At 42.1% G+C, this 15719-nt stretch carries 15 protein-coding genes; 10 read left to right on the plus strand and 5 right to left on the minus strand.

Annotated elements, in window-relative coordinates; translation table 11 throughout:
- The first annotated feature begins 2 nt into the window (after window positions 1-2).
- Window positions 3-1256 (plus strand): DNA polymerase IV, encoded by a 1254-nt coding sequence (locus tag MKY84_RS08465; protein ID WP_342525517.1) that lies wholly within the window; start codon window positions 3-5, stop codon window positions 1254-1256.
- Window positions 1257-2213: a ribonuclease Z gene (rnz, locus tag MKY84_RS08470; RefSeq protein ID WP_342525518.1), complete on the plus strand. Its 957-nt coding sequence runs from the start codon at window positions 1257-1259 to the stop codon at window positions 2211-2213.
- On the opposite strand, the gene proC is transcribed toward rnz, so the two are convergent.
- A complete protein-coding gene (gene proC, locus MKY84_RS08475) occupies window positions 2159-2998 on the minus strand; it encodes a pyrroline-5-carboxylate reductase (RefSeq protein WP_342525519.1) in 840 nt (279 codons plus the stop codon). The two genes, rnz and proC, sit on opposite strands and share 55 nt — an antisense overlap.
- A gap of 128 nt (window positions 2999-3126) precedes the next feature.
- Here proC and MKY84_RS08480 point away from each other — a divergent pair, with 128 nt between their 5' ends.
- On the plus strand, window positions 3127-4068 hold the full coding sequence (locus MKY84_RS08480; RefSeq protein WP_342525521.1) for an MBL fold metallo-hydrolase: 942 nt from the start codon (window positions 3127-3129) through the stop codon (window positions 4066-4068).
- 10 nt (window positions 4069-4078) lie between these two features.
- Window positions 4079-4813, plus strand: coding sequence for an SDR family NAD(P)-dependent oxidoreductase (locus tag MKY84_RS08485; RefSeq protein WP_342528871.1), 735 nt, complete (start codon window positions 4079-4081; stop codon window positions 4811-4813).
- A gap of 22 nt (window positions 4814-4835) precedes the next feature.
- Here MKY84_RS08485 and MKY84_RS08490 read toward each other — a convergent pair whose 3' ends face one another.
- The 3 genes from MKY84_RS08490 to MKY84_RS08500 form a co-directional block, all read right to left on the minus strand.
- On the minus strand, window positions 4836-6359 hold the full coding sequence (locus tag MKY84_RS08490; RefSeq protein WP_342525522.1) for a cation acetate symporter: 1524 nt from the start codon (window positions 6357-6359) through the stop codon (window positions 4836-4838).
- The gene (locus tag MKY84_RS08495; RefSeq protein WP_342525523.1) at window positions 6356-6694 is read right to left on the minus strand and encodes a DUF485 domain-containing protein; all 339 of its coding nucleotides are present in this window, start codon (window positions 6692-6694) and stop codon (window positions 6356-6358) included. The genes MKY84_RS08490 and MKY84_RS08495 overlap by 4 nt, the downstream gene beginning before the upstream one ends.
- A gap of 297 nt (window positions 6695-6991) precedes the next feature.
- Window positions 6992-8017 carry an NADH:flavin oxidoreductase/NADH oxidase gene (locus MKY84_RS08500; protein ID WP_342525525.1) on the minus strand — a complete coding sequence of 342 codons (1026 nt, stop codon included), beginning with the start codon at window positions 8015-8017 and terminating at the stop codon, window positions 6992-6994.
- A 119-nt stretch (window positions 8018-8136) separates the two neighbouring features.
- On the opposite strand from MKY84_RS08500, the gene MKY84_RS08505 reads away from it, so the two are divergent.
- The 3 genes from MKY84_RS08505 (at window position 8137) to argH (ending at window position 11582) form a co-directional block, all read left to right on the plus strand.
- Window positions 8137-8916, plus strand: coding sequence for a polyphosphate kinase (locus tag MKY84_RS08505; RefSeq protein ID WP_342525526.1), 780 nt, complete (start codon window positions 8137-8139; stop codon window positions 8914-8916).
- Between the two features lie 90 nt (window positions 8917-9006).
- Entirely contained in the window at window positions 9007-10215 is a 1209-nt protein-coding gene (locus MKY84_RS08510) for an argininosuccinate synthase (protein WP_342525527.1), read from the plus strand.
- Entirely contained in the window at window positions 10212-11582 is a 1371-nt protein-coding gene (gene argH / locus MKY84_RS08515; RefSeq protein ID WP_342525529.1) for an argininosuccinate lyase, read from the plus strand. The genes MKY84_RS08510 and argH overlap by 4 nt, the downstream gene beginning before the upstream one ends.
- Window positions 11583-11953: 371 nt before the next feature.
- On the opposite strand, the gene MKY84_RS08520 is transcribed toward argH, so the two are convergent.
- On the minus strand, window positions 11954-12172 hold the full coding sequence (locus tag MKY84_RS08520) for a hypothetical protein (RefSeq protein WP_342525530.1): 219 nt from the start codon (window positions 12170-12172) through the stop codon (window positions 11954-11956).
- A 453-nt stretch (window positions 12173-12625) separates the two neighbouring features.
- Between MKY84_RS08520 and MKY84_RS08525 the strand changes: the two genes are divergently transcribed.
- The 3 genes from MKY84_RS08525 (at window position 12626) to MKY84_RS08535 (ending at window position 15691) form a co-directional block, all read left to right on the plus strand.
- Complete coding sequence (locus MKY84_RS08525; protein ID WP_342525531.1) at window positions 12626-13390, plus strand: helix-turn-helix domain-containing protein; 765 nt, start codon at window positions 12626-12628, stop codon at window positions 13388-13390.
- A complete protein-coding gene (locus tag MKY84_RS08530; RefSeq protein ID WP_342525532.1) occupies window positions 13383-13826 on the plus strand; it encodes a DUF6516 family protein in 444 nt (147 codons plus the stop codon). The genes MKY84_RS08525 and MKY84_RS08530 overlap by 8 nt, the downstream gene beginning before the upstream one ends.
- Window positions 13827-14440: 614 nt before the next feature.
- A complete protein-coding gene (locus MKY84_RS08535; RefSeq protein WP_342525533.1) occupies window positions 14441-15691 on the plus strand; it encodes a UV damage repair protein UvrX in 1251 nt (416 codons plus the stop codon).
- Window positions 15692-15719 lie beyond the last annotated feature (28 nt).

Raw genomic sequence — 15719 nt, forward strand, 5'->3', positions numbered from 1 at the left:
GAATGGTCGTGGGAGAACAAGCGCGTATCTTATTTCATCTTGATATGAATAGCTTTTTCGCATCTGTAGAACAGGCCTACGACCCCTCATTAAAAGGAAAGCCTGTCGCAGTGGCTGGCAATCCAAAAGAGCGCAGAGGAATCATCATCACGTGTTCCTATGAAGCTCGAGCATTCGGGATCTATACAACGATGCCTGTCTGGGAAGCGAAGCGCAAATGCCCTTCGCTTCTTTTTGTTACACCGACATTTGAACGCTACCGAATTGCTTCTCAAGCTATGTTTGCCATCTTACGAGACTACACGCCTTTAGTGGAACCCGTTTCAATTGATGAGGGATATGTGGATGTCACCGATATTGTAGAAGGCGCAGATGCGGTAGATTTGGCACGAACTATACAAGACCGAATCCAGCGAGAATTAGATCTGCCATGCAGCATCGGAATCGCCCCAAATAAATTTCTCGCCAAAATGGCAAGTGGCATGAAAAAGCCCATGGGCATCACAATCCTTAGAAAGAGAGATGTTCCTCGAGTCTTGTGGCCACTTGATGTAGAAGAGATGCATGGCGTAGGAGACAAGACAGCCAAAAAGCTCAACGACAAAGGGATTCAAACGATAGGAGATTTGGCTCGTCTACCAGAAAAACAAGTTCAAGCGATGCTTGGCCAGCACGGTGAAAAGTTGTGGAGACGAGCGAACGGTTCTGATAGCCGAAGTGTAGACCCTGACTCTATTTATGAACGGAAAAGTGTAGGGAATTCAAAGACCTTATCATTTGATGAAACATCAAAAGCTGCTTTATTCGCTCATATTGATCAGCTCTCAGTAAAAGTTGCTGACCGTCTAAAAGAAAAAGGATATGTCGGTTATGTAGTACACGTACAAGTTCGCTACCATGATTGGCAAAACAAATCCAAGAGTCGGACATTTCGTGAATCCATCTATCGAAAGAGTGACATCGCAAGACTTTCCAAACAATTGTTCCTGGAACTGTGGAATGAAGAACCAGTTCGTTTACTTGGAGTTACCGTGCAAGATTTAAAAGAGCCTGGTGAAATAACAGAGCAGTTAACATTTGATTCCTATCAACAGATTGCCAAAGAAGAACCGGTTCGGAATTTGATTGAAGATTTACAAAAGAAATACGGCAAGGCAAGTATTCAACGAGGCGTGAAATTTCAAAAGAAAACGGGCTCTAGCTCTAGTTTCAGTAAAGATTTCTTAAACGATCATAACCGAAAGGAGGAAGAGTGAATGGAACTTATCTTTCTTGGGACTGGTGCGGGAATGCCGTCCAAACAACGCAACACCTCATCGGTCGTTCTCAATCTCGTGGAAGAGCGAGGCACATACTGGCTCATCGATTGCGGGGAAGCCACTCAGCACCAACTCCTCTATACGTCTTTAAAACCACGCCGAATCGAGAAAATATTTATTACTCACATGCACGGTGACCACATCTACGGATTGCCTGGGCTGTTGGGTTCTCGCTCATTTTTAGGGGGGACTGAAAAATTGACTGTCTTCGGTCCGCGTGGAATAGAAGACTATATTCGGCTATCCCTCAAGTTAACACGTACTCATTTGACATACCCACTGGAGATCATTGAAATCAAACCAGGAGTAATATTCCAAGATAAAAGTTTTCAAATCTTTGCGGACAAACTGGATCATGTTATTCCTTCTTACGGCTTTCGATTTCAACAAAATGAACTACCTGGCGAATTGTTGATGGACAAAGTGCGAGAATTTTCAGTGCCAAAAGGACCTTTATTAGGCCGTCTAAAATCGGGGGAAGATATCACGCTTGATGACGGAACGTTTGTGAAAAGTACAGATGTTACATCTCCACCTCGAGCTGGTTTTACAGTGACAATTCTAGGGGACACACGTTTGTCAGAAACATCTATTCAACTGGCGAATGACGCAGATATCCTTGTCCATGAAGCGACGTTTGATGACACTGGAGAAAAAATGGCTGCAGATTATGGGCACTCGACATTTCGACAAGCTGCACAAGTGGCGAAAGCTGCCACTGCCGCTCATCTGATTGTTACGCATATTAGTGCTCGGTTTACAAAAGAAAACGAGCCGTCTCTTTTAGCAGAACTAAAAGAAAGCGGCTGCCCGTCATTTATTGCATCTGATTTTACGCATTACAAATTACTACGAGATGGGAGCATAGAATCTTTCACAACATCGCCTAAATGATTGGATTGGGTGCAAGCAGCTTGGAGTCCTTTGATAATGGCTGTTTGGAGACCTAGTTCTTCCATTTGTTTTAACCCAGCTTCTGTAGTTCCTCCAGGACTCGTCACATGTTTTCGCAATGTGGCGGGTTCTTCTTTTGTTTTTTTTAACATCGCTACTGCTCCTTCGAGCGTTTGGAGGATCAGTGCATTTGCCTGTTCTTTCGGCAGTCCGATTTCGTGTGCGGCGCGTTGCAGGGCCTCTGTAATATAGTAGACGTACGCTGGACCGCTTCCGGATAATGCCGTAACTGCGTGCATATGCTCATCCAGCATGACTTCTACTGATCCGATTGCTTCGAATAAAGAGGTAACAAAGCGTAGGTTTTGGTCAGTTACATCGGATGTATGGCTGAGAACTGTAGCACTTTTGCCAATCATCGCGGAAGTGTTTGGCATAACGCGAACAATTGGGTGGCCAGGAAAAGCATGTTGTAGTAGTTCTAAATCAATTCCTGCTAACACTGATAAAACGGTAACATCACTAGGAAGCAATGGCTGAATCGCCTTAAATGCCTCTTTTGCATCTTTTGGCTTCATTGCGAGAACTACATAGTTGGCATCTTGTATACACTCGGGATGGTCTTTGACAAGCGAGACCTGGTAACGAGATTGTAACGCCACCAGTGCCTCTTCATCACTTTTATTGGTCACGTACAGAGAAAGAGGAGGAAGTTTGGGGGAGTTGACCCACCCGCTAATAATCGCTTCTGCCATAGCACCAGCTCCAAAAAATACAATCTTCATGGAAAACGCCTCCTCAAGTATAATGATTCGAATTATAAAGTTGTCTTAAAGCATTGTCAATGCCACTAGTGACGACTGTATCTATTCATAGTACACTATGAATAATCATTCATTTTAGGAGGCCCACTATGATTCACACACTAACACTTCCGACACCCTTTGCTGTTGGGGATGTCCATAGCTATTTACTTAAAGGGGACTCCCTAACACTTTTCGACGTCGGTCCTAAAACCGATCAAGCGCGACAAGTATTAGAACAAAAATTAAAAGAATTAAATATTGCTACAAGCGATATCGAGCAAGTGGTTTTAACCCATCATCATCCAGATCACTCCGGCTGGACGGAACTTTTTGAAAATGCTACGCTGCTTGGTCATGCCTATAACGATGTTTGGTTCACACGGGATCAAGATTTTTTTGCTTACCATGATGCGTTTTATTTAGAACAATTACAAGAAGAAGGCGTTCCAGAAGAGTATTATCACTGGATCGAAAAGATGAAAAGACCGATTCAATTAATGGGAAATCGTCCGCTGGATGCGGTGCTTGAGGAGGGAGACAAGTTGCCTGGACACCCTGAACTAGTTGTTCTTGAAACCCTTGGCCATGCACAAAGTCAACTTTCTTTCTATAATGAACAAGCAAATTGGATGATTGGTGGAGACCATGTAATTGCTCATATTTCTTCCAATCCTCTCATCGAACCACCATTAAAAAAATCTCAAGGCCGACCGAAAGCGTTGCTTCAATACAACGCGTCACTTCGACGGATGTTAGACTTTACTATAGAAAAAATCTACAGTGGGCATGGGGAAGTCGTTCAAGATGTGCACCCACTGATTGAATACCGACTGCAACGTCAACATCAGCGTGCCCTTCATATGTTAACGCTCTTAGGAGATGAAACACTTACGATCTTTGAACTGACGAAACGGTTATTCCCGAAAGTGTATGAGAAAGAACTTGGATTGACTTTGTCTGAAACAATTGGTCAGATCGACTACTTGATGGATAATGCACTTCTTGTAGAAGAACTACACGAAGGAGTGAAGTATTATCGAAAAGCCTAAAAAAATATTACTGACTGGCGGTACGAGTGGTCTTGGGCTTTATGTAGCAAGAGAGCTTTTGAGGCAAGGCCACAGTATTACCGTTACCGGTCGAAACGAACAGGCATTAGCTGAGCTTCAACAGTTAGGCGCGCGCGCAACCCACTGGGATATGTCTAGACAACATAGACAAGAAGATTGGCCAACCTCTCTGTTAGATACCGATTATGACGTGGTGATCTTAAATGCCGGTGTTGGCTTTTTTAAGCAACATGATGAACTCTCAGCACAAGAAATACAGTCTATGCTTCTAGTCAACGTTGAAATTCCGATGCTACTAGCGCGGTATCATAGTCCATTTATGCAACGAAGAGAGGATGGCTTGTTGTTATTCATCGGTTCATTGGCGGGGCGGATGGCTTCACCGAAAGCAAGTGTCTATGCAGCGTCTAAGCACGCGTTAACTGGTTATGTGCAAGGTCTCCGAATGGAATTGATGCAGACCAATGTGAAAGTGAGCATTGTGCAACCAGGTCCGATTGATACGCCGTTTATTGATAAGGCAGACGAAACAGGGGGCTATAAAAAAGCACTTGGAAAACATATCTTGTCTATCGAACAGGTGGGGGAGGTTGTCATGAGACAACTAATTAAACCAAAAGGCGAAGTATTGGTGCCTGATCTTCTTGGCGTCGGGGCAAAGTTTGCTCAACTCACGCCTTTATTATTTGAACGTTTTGGCAGAAAAATTTATGCAAAAAAGTAGAGAGCCGATGGGCTCTCTACTTTTATTTTAGACCTATTGTCGCCTTTACATCGACTTCTGCATATTTTTTGAGATCTGCTTTTTGGCCAACCAGTGTACCAATCCATCCTCCTAAGAATCCAGCGGGTACAGAAACGAGTGCTGGGTTAGTCAGTGGGAAGAGAGGCTCACCTGTAAACAACATCGAGCCATCTGCTGCCCATAGGTTTGGACTGAGTACGACGAGAACAAGAGCAGTGACAAGACCCGTTACAATAGCTGCCAAGGCTCCTGTAGTGGAAAACTTACGCCAGTAAATTGTGTATATGATTACTGGTAAGTTGGCAGATGCAGCAATACAAAATGCAAGGGACACTAAAAAGGCAACATTCATATTTTGTGCACCAAGCGCTAAGACGATAGAAATTACTGAAACGGCAATAGAGGCACTTCGTGCAGCAATCATTTGCTCTTTTTCAGTGACATTGCCTTTTTTGAAAATTTGACCGTATAGATCATGGGCAAATGCAGAGGCTCCTGATAACACAAGACCTGCTACTACTGCCAAAATCGTTGCAAATGCTACTGCTGAAACAAACGACAACAACAAATCTCCGCCAAGTGCTTCGGCTAAAAGAGGAGCGGCCATGTTTCCAGCTGCATTAGCTGCAATAATCTGTTCTGAACCAACAAATGCTGCTGCGCCAAAGCCAAGGAATATCGTCAATATATAGAAAATCCCGACAATCCAAGTAGCATAGACAACAGAGCTTCGCGCAGTTTTCGCATCTTTCACTGTGAAGAAGCGCATCAAGATGTGTGGAAGACCTGCAGTTCCTAAAACAAGGGCAATCATCATCGAGATTGTATCAATGCCATTTGTGTAGCGCACACCAGGATGCAAATAAGCTTCTCCGTGTGTTGTGACTGATTTCATTTCTGAAAACATCCCAAGAATGTTGAAATTAAATTTCCATAGAACAAGGAAAGAGATGACCACGGTTCCAACCATCAGAAGAACAGCTTTAATGATCTGTACCCAGCTCGTTGCGGCCATGCCCCCAAATAGTACATAAACGGTCATCATGGTACCGACAATCAATACCGCTATCCAGTAATCGATGCCTAGCAGTAACTGAATGAGTGCGCCAGCTCCTACTAATTGGGCAATCATATAAAATAATACGATTGTAATTGTGCTAACCGCCGCTGCTCCGCGGACTTTTTTCTGATTGAAGCGAGCTGCAATCATATCGGCAAGCGTATATCTTCCGAGATTTCGTAACGGTTCTGCTACGATATAGAGAACTACAAGATATGCAACTAGGTAGCCTATGGAGAAGAAGAATCCGTCAAATCCAAATAGCGCAATTGCTCCTGCAATTCCCAAGAATGAGGCTGCAGATAAATAATCTCCTGCAATGGCAATCCCATTCTGCCAACCTGTCAAACCACCACCTGCTGTGTAAAATTCACTGGCCGAGTTCGTTCGTTTAGATGCTAAATATGTAACGTACAATGTTAGGCCGACGATAGCTACAAAAAAGAATAAACCGACACCACTCATTTGATCACCTCATTTTGTGCATCTTCTTTAATTTTTTCTGCCTCTTTATCAAAACCATTCGCTTTGCTTACATAGATCATACATAACGTCCATGTCATGACAAAGAGTAATAAAGAATAAATCCATACAAGCGAAATGTCTCCAATTACGGGAGTATTCAAGATAGTCGTGTAGGAAGTTAAAATAGGTAATGTTAGATAGGCCACTAAGAAAAATATGGACACTCCTAAAATAAATTTGTTCTTACGTTTCTTGAGTGATTTAAAGTTTTCTTGATTGGAGATATCCTCATAAGGATACTCTCGTGTGTAACCGCTTTCTTTAATTGGCTCCATAAAATGCCTCCTTTTCTATAATGATTCAGTATAATGAATAATTAATCAGAAAACAATGAATAATTAAAAAACAGAACCATGTACTTACTTTGAATTCGAGAGATGGTGATATTGATATAGATTACTAAAAAAAATTCAATAAAAATAAGCTATTGAAAACACTTCAAATTTTGAATTAATCACCAGCCTCAGCAATTTTCAGAGACTTATCTCAAAATAAAAAACCAGCATTTCCTCTGATTCAATCAGAAAAAATGCTGGTTTATGTGCTAACACATTTTAGTTAGTTGCTTTCAATTAAAATCCACGCTCATAAGCCTTTGGTGGTGTTACAGAACCTGTTAACTGCTCCTCAGCATGCAGTGCCCAGTAAGGGTCACGTAGCAAACCTCGAGCGATCGCTACAAATTCAGCATCGCCTTGAGCGACAACTTTCTCTGCAAGGACGGCATCTTCAAGACGACCGACAGCAATGACAGGGAGTTCAAATGCTTTTTTATAAGCTCGTGCAAAACCGACTTGATAGCCCGGTTCATTCGATGGCTTTCGTTTACCAGGAGGTGCTTCTCCACCACTTGAAATGTGGAATACATCGACTCCTGCTTCTTTATAACGCTGTGCAATATCTAATGCATGTTCTAAATCATAGCCGCCATCCATATACTCAATGGCCGACATACGGAATAGAAGAGGCATGTCTGCTGGCATCACAGATTTTACAGCTTGAATTACTTCTACACCAAAACGAGCAAGATCGATTCCGTATTCATCTTGACGCTTATTGATGGCAGGGGAGTGGAACTGGTGGATCAAGTAACCATGTGCCCCATGAAGTTCAATTGTATCGTAACCTGCAGCGATTGCGCGTTCGGTTGCTTTTTTAAACTTTTCAACCATTTCTCGTACTTCTTCAGTCGTCAAGGCTCGTGGAATCTTCCAATCTGAATCCGGTGTTACAGGGACCGTAGAAGAAGAGACCGGTTGTTCAGCATCCGTTGCTTTTCGACCTGCATGTGCAATTTGAACAGCGATTTTGGCACCATTCTTTTTCACACAATTGACGAGTCTCTTATGTGATGCAATGTGTGCGTCATCCCAAAGGCCAAGATCGCGATTGGTGATACGCCCATCTGGCTCTACGTCTGTCATTTCGACAATTACTAATCCAACTCCTCCGACTGCACGGGAAGCATAGTGGGTGAGATGCCAATCTTCTGGATGACCATCTTCCGCCTCAACTGAGTATTGGCACATAGGAGCCATAATCACTTTATTTTTAAGCTCTAATTGCCCGAGCTTCGTAGGTTCAAATAATTTCGACATATCTCATCACCTTTCTAGGGTATAAGCCTATTATTTCGTATTCTCATGAATTTTTCAAAGAATAGCTCCTGAATTTTCTGAAATCACTTATAATAGGGTGAAAATGGAGGTGTTGGGGAATGAAAGTCCAGTTAGACAACGTGCCAAAAAAGGAAAATTCACTTTCGAAAAAAGATTATAAACAACAACTGAAGCAGCTGCAATATCATTTGTTGAGCCTGCAACTTACGTTACGTAAGCATGGGATTGCCTTGGTATGCGTGTTCGAAGGAATGGACGCTGCCGGGAAAGGTGGCGCTATTAAACGATTGACAGAACGAATGGACCCCCGTGGCTATGTCGTTCATCCCATTTCAGCACCAAAGCCACATGAAAAACGTTACCACTATTTGCATCGCTTTTGGCGAAAATTGCCGATGCATGGACAGATTGCGATTTTTGATCGGTCCTGGTACGGTCGTGTTCTTGTGGAACGTGTTGAAAAATTTGCGACTAAAGCAGAATGGTCACGTGCCTATCAAGAAATTAATTCTTTTGAACAACAATTAACGGATGAATCTTATATCGTCATGAAATTCTGGATTCAAATTTCGAATGAAGAACAGCTTAAACGTTTTGTGGAACGCAAAAACGATCCGTTCAAACAATGGAAGCTCACCGAAGAAGATTGGAGAAACCGAGATAAATGGCAAGACTACGTTAACGCTGCAGAAGAAATGCTTGAGAAAACCGATAGTGAACATGCACCCTGGTTTGTCCTTGCAGGTGATGACAAGAAATATGCAAGACTTCAAGTCATTCGTCACGCGATTGATTCAATCGAAGCCGAGCTTTCCCGCCGTAAATTAGACTTCCCACCAATCCATGACAAAGATTTGTCACAAATTCTAGATGAATAAATAATTAACCGGTTGTATTTTTATAACCTCCGTGCTACTATATGCATATTGATGAAACATAATGCATAAAAATACATGGAGGTTTTTACTATGAAAAAAGTTGTTCTTGCTTATTCTGGTGGTCTTGATACGTCGGTTGCGATTACTTGGTTAAAGGATCAAGGATATGATGTGGTAGCGGTTTGCTTAGACGTAGGTGAAGGGAAAGATCTTGATTTCATTAAAGAAAAAGCTTTGTTAGTAGGGGCATCTGAAAGCTATGTGATTGATGCAAAAGAAGAATTCGCCAATGAATATGCACTCATTTCTATGCAAGCTCATACATGGTACGAACAAAAATATCCTCTTGTCTCTGCCTTGTCTCGTCCGTTAATTGCCAAAAAATTAGTAGAAGTAGCAGAACAAGTTGGTGCAACAGCAGTTGCCCATGGCTGTACTGGGAAAGGAAATGACCAAGTGCGTTTCGAGGTTTCTTTCCAAGCTTTAGCACCTCACTTAGAGGTTATTGCACCGGTTCGTGAATGGTCTTGGAGCCGTGAAGAAGAGATTGCCTATGCGAAAGAGAAAAACATCCCCATCCCAGTCAACCTGGATAGCCCTTTTTCAATCGATCAAAATCTCTGGGGACGTGCTAATGAATGTGGCATTCTAGAAGATCCTTGGGCTGCACCACCTGAAGAGGCGTACGATCTGACAAACGCGCTTGAAAATACTCCGGACACAGCTGATGTCATTGAGATTGAATTTGTACAAGGTGTGCCGGTTGCTTTAAATGGACAGCACTACTTATTAAGTGACTTGATTCAAGAGCTCAACAAAGTGGCAGGAAAGCACGGAGTAGGTCGTATCGATCACGTCGAAAACCGTTTAGTCGGCATCAAGTCTCGTGAAGTCTATGAAATTCCTGGAGCGCACACATTATTAGTTGCCCACAAAGAATTGGAAGATATTACGCTTGTCAAAGAGCTGGCCCATTTCAAACCGGTCATGGAAAAGAAATTGACAGAACTTATTTATGAAGGACTATGGTTCTCGCCGCTTCGTACAGCGCTTCAAGCATTTTTACAAGAAACGCAAGTTTACGTCAATGGGACCGTGCGTGTAAAACTGTTTAAAGGTCATGCTATTGTGGAAGGTCGAAAATCGCCGAACTCTCTTTACGATGAAAAGCTTGCGACGTATTCAAAAGATGATTCATTCAACCACGCTTCAGCCATTGGATTCATTGAATTGTGGGGGCTACCGACAAAAGTTCATGCAGTTGTTAACAAACAACATGCACAGAAGGTGAACGTATGACAAAATTGTGGGGCGGTCGTTTTCAGCAGACGGCAGAACAATGGGTGGATGCATTCGGGGCCTCCATTCACTTTGATCAAGCTCTTGTACTAGAAGACATCGCCGGAAGTCTGGCACACGTCCAGATGCTTGGCGAGCAAAGTATCCTTTCAAGGGTAGAGGCTGAACAAATTACTGATGGTTTGTTGACGCTTCGCGAGCAGGCGGAAAAAGGCGAACTTTCTTTTCAAGTGGAGCAAGAAGACATTCATTTGAACTTAGAAAAGCTACTGATAGACCTTATTGGACCGGTTGGAGGGAAACTTCATACTGGTCGTAGCCGAAACGATCAAGTCGCTACAGACATGCATCTGTATTTAAAAGCACGCACGGTAGAAATTATTACCTTAATTGAGGAGTTTCAACAACAGCTCCTGTCCCAAGCGCAGCAACATATCGAAACGATTGCTCCAGGCTATACGCATCTGCAACGTGCCCAGCCCATTTCATTCGGTCATCACTTGATGACGTATTTTTGGATGTTGGAGCGTGACAAAGCGCGTTTTCAGGATGGTATGAAGCGAACGGACATTTCACCTCTTGGTGCAGGTGCTCTTGCAGGGACGACGTTCCCTATTGACCGAGAACGCACGGCTGAATTATTGGGCTTTTCAAGCATTTACGAAAACAGTTTAGACGCAGTAAGTGATCGCGACTTCATCGTTGAATTTTTAAGTGCATCTTCTTTATTAATGACACATTTATCACGCTTAGCTGAAGAAATCATTTTATGGTCTAGCCAAGAATTTTCATTCATTGAATTGTCGGATGCCTTCTCAACTGGATCGAGCATTATGCCTCAGAAGAAAAATCCAGATATGGCCGAACTGATTCGTGGTAAGACGGGGCGTGTTTACGGCAACTTATTCGGTTTGTTGACCGTCTTGAAGGGCTTGCCACTCGCTTACAACAAAGATATGCAAGAAGATAAAGAAGGCATGTTTGATACAGTGCAGACCGTTACAGGTTCGTTAAAAATCTTCGCTGGTATGATTCAGTCAATGACTGTTCATGCTGAAACAATGGAAGTGGCCGTAGCTTCTGATTTCTCGAATGCTACAGAACTTGCCGATTATTTGGCGACGAAGGGGATGCCATTCCGTGAATCACATGATGTCACGGGACGTGTGGTGTTTGATTGCATCCAGAAAGGTATTTTCTTGAAAGACGTGCCACTCGAAGCTTATCAAAAATACTCTTCTCTGATTGAACAGGACATCTATGTTGCGCTTTCCCCGCGTGAAGCTGTTCGTCGCCGTAACTCATTGGGCGGCACAGGATTCGAGCAAGTTGCGTTACAGATCGAGAAAGCAAAAGCACTACTTTAATCTTTTTAAATTTTTCTATAAAGCGCATCGATTCAATCGGTGTGCTTTTTCTTTGTCTCTAAAGCTACTCCAGAAGAAAAGACTTTCGGTGAGATGAGAGAAACAGACAAGTTACTTTGCGCAATCTCTTAATTCTTATTAGTCTTTGGCATTTAAAACTCCTCCAGAAAAGAAGACCGCGGGGTGAGGTGCCTGTTTTAGACTCAATTCTGGCAGATGATGAGACTCAGTTCGAGACGAAGTCGAAGAAGTGTGGCTCTTCAACTGCCGATCTAGAATTGTGGCTGTGACAGGCTCCGGATGATTATTTGAGTAGATGCATCCTTCATAAAAAAAGAGTACCTTCAGTAACTGTAGATACTCGAGAAAGATCAAACTTCCTTAACACTATTATTTTTTTTGGCTATGAAAATAGTGAAACCTATCACAACACTCATTAAAATTAATGAGAATGTAACTCCTAAAATTTTATTGTCACCAAATACAGCTGAAAGAAAATCGCTAAGCCTTGGAACACCAGCTTGGTACAGCAAAGGAAGAAGCGCTATAGTCAATACAAAGCCTAAAACAAAAAGAATAATATTTTTCATAATTTCCCCCTTTTTTTAATGCAATCATTAAATTTCTCTATTCTGTAAATCTTTGTAACTTAATTATATGTAATTTTCTGATTTTTTTCAACAAATTGAGAAAATTAGTTCAAAAACATAAAAAGCTGGTGATTTGATTTTCTGGGATATAAAACCTTTCTAGAAGAAAAGACACCGGGTGAGGTGCCTGTTTTAGACTCAATTCTGGCAGGTGATGAGACTCAGTTCGAGACGAAGTCGAAGAAGTGTGGCTCTTCACCTGCTAATCTAGAATTGTGGCTGTGACAGGCTCCGGATGAAAATTTTCAACATTAATTTTAGAACTCACTTATCCAACAAAATAGTATATTTACTTGCCAATTACATATCTTATTTATGAATTTAAATTATAAGCAGTTTACAAAATTGACTTATTGTAAAAATGATTTAGAATGGTGGTAAGAGGTGATGGCAATGTCTATCCAAGTATTAGAAAGAACAAAGGACTCTATTGGAGAAGCTTTTAAACAGAATGATCCAGTGTTATTAGAGAAAGAAATTCAATTTTTACTCTATGCATTTTCTGATTTTATTTCTGACGAATTTGCGGAATCTGTTCGTTTTATTAGTTTTCGAAAAATGACAATCAAGTCAACAGACAAATTGTTAGCTGAGGCTAATGTAGAAGCTTTTTATGAAATTATTGAGTTGTTGGAGCAACAAAAAGTTCATGGATTAGAATTCAAATCAAGTAAATTCTCATTCGATAAACTCTTTGCTGAAGTTACCGAAGATGGATATATAGATTATGACTACGAATTAAATGAATTACTCTCAGTTGAAGAAGCATCTAAATATCTGGGTGTTTCAAGGCCTACAATTTATAAATATCTAACAAAAGGGTTAGAGTTTAAAGAGCTAAATAATGTGAAGCGTATTCCAAAAGTAGCCTTAGACCTTTGGAAAGATTCATCTATTGCATTTGAACTTCAATGGATTTATCAACAAAATCAAAAAAGATGGCAAACTACTGAAGACAAGATAGCGGCTGTGCAGAAGAAGATTACAGAACTTGAGATGGAGTTTGGCGGAGAGTTTAAATTACTTTATGGACACTTGAATGACCATGAGTTAGATCAATTGGATGAAGCTACAGATCTTTATGATTGGAAACAGTACTTAAATGAAAAAGCAGCATTAATTAAACAGTTACGAATTGAAAGAGGTCAACATGCCTAAATCAAGTGATTATAGAACGCTTATTCAAAAATATAGTCATCTTTTTAGAGAACCTCCCGAACTTACGCTTGAAGAAAGTGCAGAACATACGGTGGTTAAAATAACTTTCTTTTTCAATGCTTGTTATTATGGAGAGACTAAAATGCGCATTCGAGAATGGTTTGACTCAAACGATGAAAAAGTTCAGTATAGGTACTCTTGGGAAAAAAATCGCACGAAGCCGGGGCATATTAGTGCTTGGGAAAATGAAATTCATGAAGTACCTCATCACCAATTTCCCGATGGGATGGAAACTGATCCACACCACCATCATCATGTACCTGCAGATCGCACCCACGTGCAAGAGAATCGGACCATTCATTCTTTAGATAAAGCGCTCTCTGTTGTGGAAGAATTTATTTTATCCAGCCAACCTTACGATGGCAAGAAGTATTAGCACCCTGATTTTTTTCATACGGAGCCTGTCACAGCCACAATTCTAGAGTGGTAGTTCAGGAGTCACACTTCTTCGACTCCGTCTCGAACTGAGTCTCCTGAACTACCAGAATTGAGTCTAAAACAGGCACCTCACCCCAAGTCTTTTTTTCTGGAGGAGTTTTAAGTGACTGGAACTTCAAAAAATATGTGCTCTCAAAAGTTACTTGTACTTTTCTCTCAACTCGCTGTCCTAGACTTTGAATATAAGCTCGCTAAATCGGGCCTTGCGTTAGCACAGCCCGCCGGTACCTAGTTGCTTAGTACGTATTCAGGAATATACCTAATCCACTAGAGGCAGAGCCGAATCTAATTTGTGATTGTTTACTGCTTCTCAGTAAAAAGAAGTGCCGATACACGTTTGATCTGTCGTCAGAGGTTGATTTTGTAGAGAACTAAGAAGAATAGTGGCCGATTCGCTCAAAAAGCGAATCGGCCACTATTGGTTTTTACTTCTTTAGACAGAATCGAACCTCGGATAGTAGAAAAAATTTCTATCGTCAAAAACTCAATCAGCACTAGATTAAGAACAAATGTTCGGGTTATACTAAAACAAAAACGAAAGGCGGAATCATTATGTATGAACTACTTGAACCGCGCACGATCCTTTGCATCGACATGCAAAGTTTCTTTGCAAGTTGTTCTGCAGCCGTCCACGGTCTGGACATCCAAAAAGAGGCCATTGCCATCGTGGGCAACCTTGAACAGAAGGGAAGTGTTGTACTCGCTGCGTCACCTTCTATGAAAAAGCGCTTTGGTGTCAAAACAGGGACACGCCTTTTTGAAATTCCCAACCACCCCGACATTCGTATCATTCAACCCCAGATGGAACTATACGTTAAAATTTCTGCAGAAATCACCCGCTACTTCAATCAACTGGTGCCCATGGAATCTATACACGTCTACAGCATTGATGAAAGCTTCATTGATTTAAAAGGAACGGCGTCGCTCTGGGGAGACCCTTGGCAAATTGCGCGCAAAATCCAAACCGATTTAAAAAGACAGTTTCAAGTGCCTTGCAGTATCGGCATCGGTCCGAACATGTTGCTGTCCAAACTTGCGCTAGACCTTGAAGCAAAAAAGGTCGGGATTGCCGAGTGGACTTATGAACAGGTGCCTGAAAAATTATGGCCTGTGTCCCCATTACGTGAAGTGTGGGGAATCGGCGCACGTCTTGAAGTCACCCTTCATAGCATGGGGATTTTTACAGTAGGAGACCTGGCTCATACGCCACTTGAGCAGTTGGAAAACCGATTTGGGGTGATGGGGAATCAACTTTACCACCATGCGTGGGGAATTGATTTATCAGAAGTGGGTGCTCCCATTATGGACGGCCAAGTCAGTTATGGAAAAGGTCAGATCCTATTTCGCGACTACAACTCAAAAAAAGAGACAATGGCCGTCGTGCTCGAGATGACAGAAGATGTGGCAAGGAGGCTGCGTGAGGCGGGGAAGGTCGGTTGCACGATGCACATGTCTATCGGCTACAGCAAATTTGGCGGATTCAGCCGTTCTTTGTCCATCGATGAAGCCAGCAATCGCACGTCGATTCTTTACGAAGCTTTTGACCGTCTCATGGATACATTTTACGATGGCAGCCCCGTCAGACGAATTGCGCTTTCTGTCAGCAACCTTGAAGAAGATGACTCTCTGCAATTAAATCTTTTTACACATACCGAACAAATTCGTGAACAGCGACTTGGTCAAACGATTGATGCATTGCGCACAAAGTATGGATCGACCGCGGTATTGCGTGCTGTTTCCTATACGGCAGACGGGACCGCTCGTTACCGCGCCACATTGCTTGGGGGACATAAGAAAATGTAATACTTCTATTTTCGAAATTATTTCGGTT

Origin of the sequence: Chryseomicrobium sp. FSL W7-1435 (assembly GCF_038595005.1) — a bacterium.
In the GTDB taxonomy this organism is placed as follows: Bacteria; Bacillota; Bacilli; order Bacillales_A; family Planococcaceae; genus Chryseomicrobium.

Excerpts from the sequence above, each read along its gene's own strand:
- MKY84_RS08525 (WP_342525531.1), top strand. The coding sequence starts at position 12,626 with ATGTCTATCCAAGTATTAGAAAGAACAAAGGACTCTATTGGAGAAGCT.
- MKY84_RS08535 (WP_342525533.1), top strand. The coding sequence starts at position 14,441 with ATGTATGAACTACTTGAACCGCGCACGATCCTTTGCATCGACATGCAA.
- MKY84_RS08465 (WP_342525517.1), top strand. The coding sequence starts at position 3 with ATGGTCGTGGGAGAACAAGCGCGTATCTTATTTCATCTTGATATGAAT.
- MKY84_RS08500 (WP_342525525.1), bottom strand. The coding sequence starts at position 8,017 with ATGTCGAAATTATTTGAACCTACGAAGCTCGGGCAATTAGAGCTTAAA.
- proC (WP_342525519.1), bottom strand. The coding sequence starts at position 2,998 with ATGAAGATTGTATTTTTTGGAGCTGGTGCTATGGCAGAAGCGATTATT.
- MKY84_RS08530 (WP_342525532.1), top strand. The coding sequence starts at position 13,383 with ATGCCTAAATCAAGTGATTATAGAACGCTTATTCAAAAATATAGTCAT.
- argH (WP_342525529.1), top strand. The coding sequence starts at position 10,212 with ATGACAAAATTGTGGGGCGGTCGTTTTCAGCAGACGGCAGAACAATGG.
- MKY84_RS08510 (WP_342525527.1), top strand. The coding sequence starts at position 9,007 with ATGAAAAAAGTTGTTCTTGCTTATTCTGGTGGTCTTGATACGTCGGTT.
- MKY84_RS08495 (WP_342525523.1), bottom strand. The coding sequence starts at position 6,694 with ATGGAGCCAATTAAAGAAAGCGGTTACACACGAGAGTATCCTTATGAG.
- MKY84_RS08505 (WP_342525526.1), top strand. The coding sequence starts at position 8,137 with ATGAAAGTCCAGTTAGACAACGTGCCAAAAAAGGAAAATTCACTTTCG.
- MKY84_RS08520 (WP_342525530.1), bottom strand. The coding sequence starts at position 12,172 with ATGAAAAATATTATTCTTTTTGTTTTAGGCTTTGTATTGACTATAGCG.
- MKY84_RS08490 (WP_342525522.1), bottom strand. The coding sequence starts at position 6,359 with ATGAGTGGTGTCGGTTTATTCTTTTTTGTAGCTATCGTCGGCCTAACA.
- MKY84_RS08480 (WP_342525521.1), top strand. The coding sequence starts at position 3,127 with ATGATTCACACACTAACACTTCCGACACCCTTTGCTGTTGGGGATGTC.
- rnz (WP_342525518.1), top strand. The coding sequence starts at position 1,257 with ATGGAACTTATCTTTCTTGGGACTGGTGCGGGAATGCCGTCCAAACAA.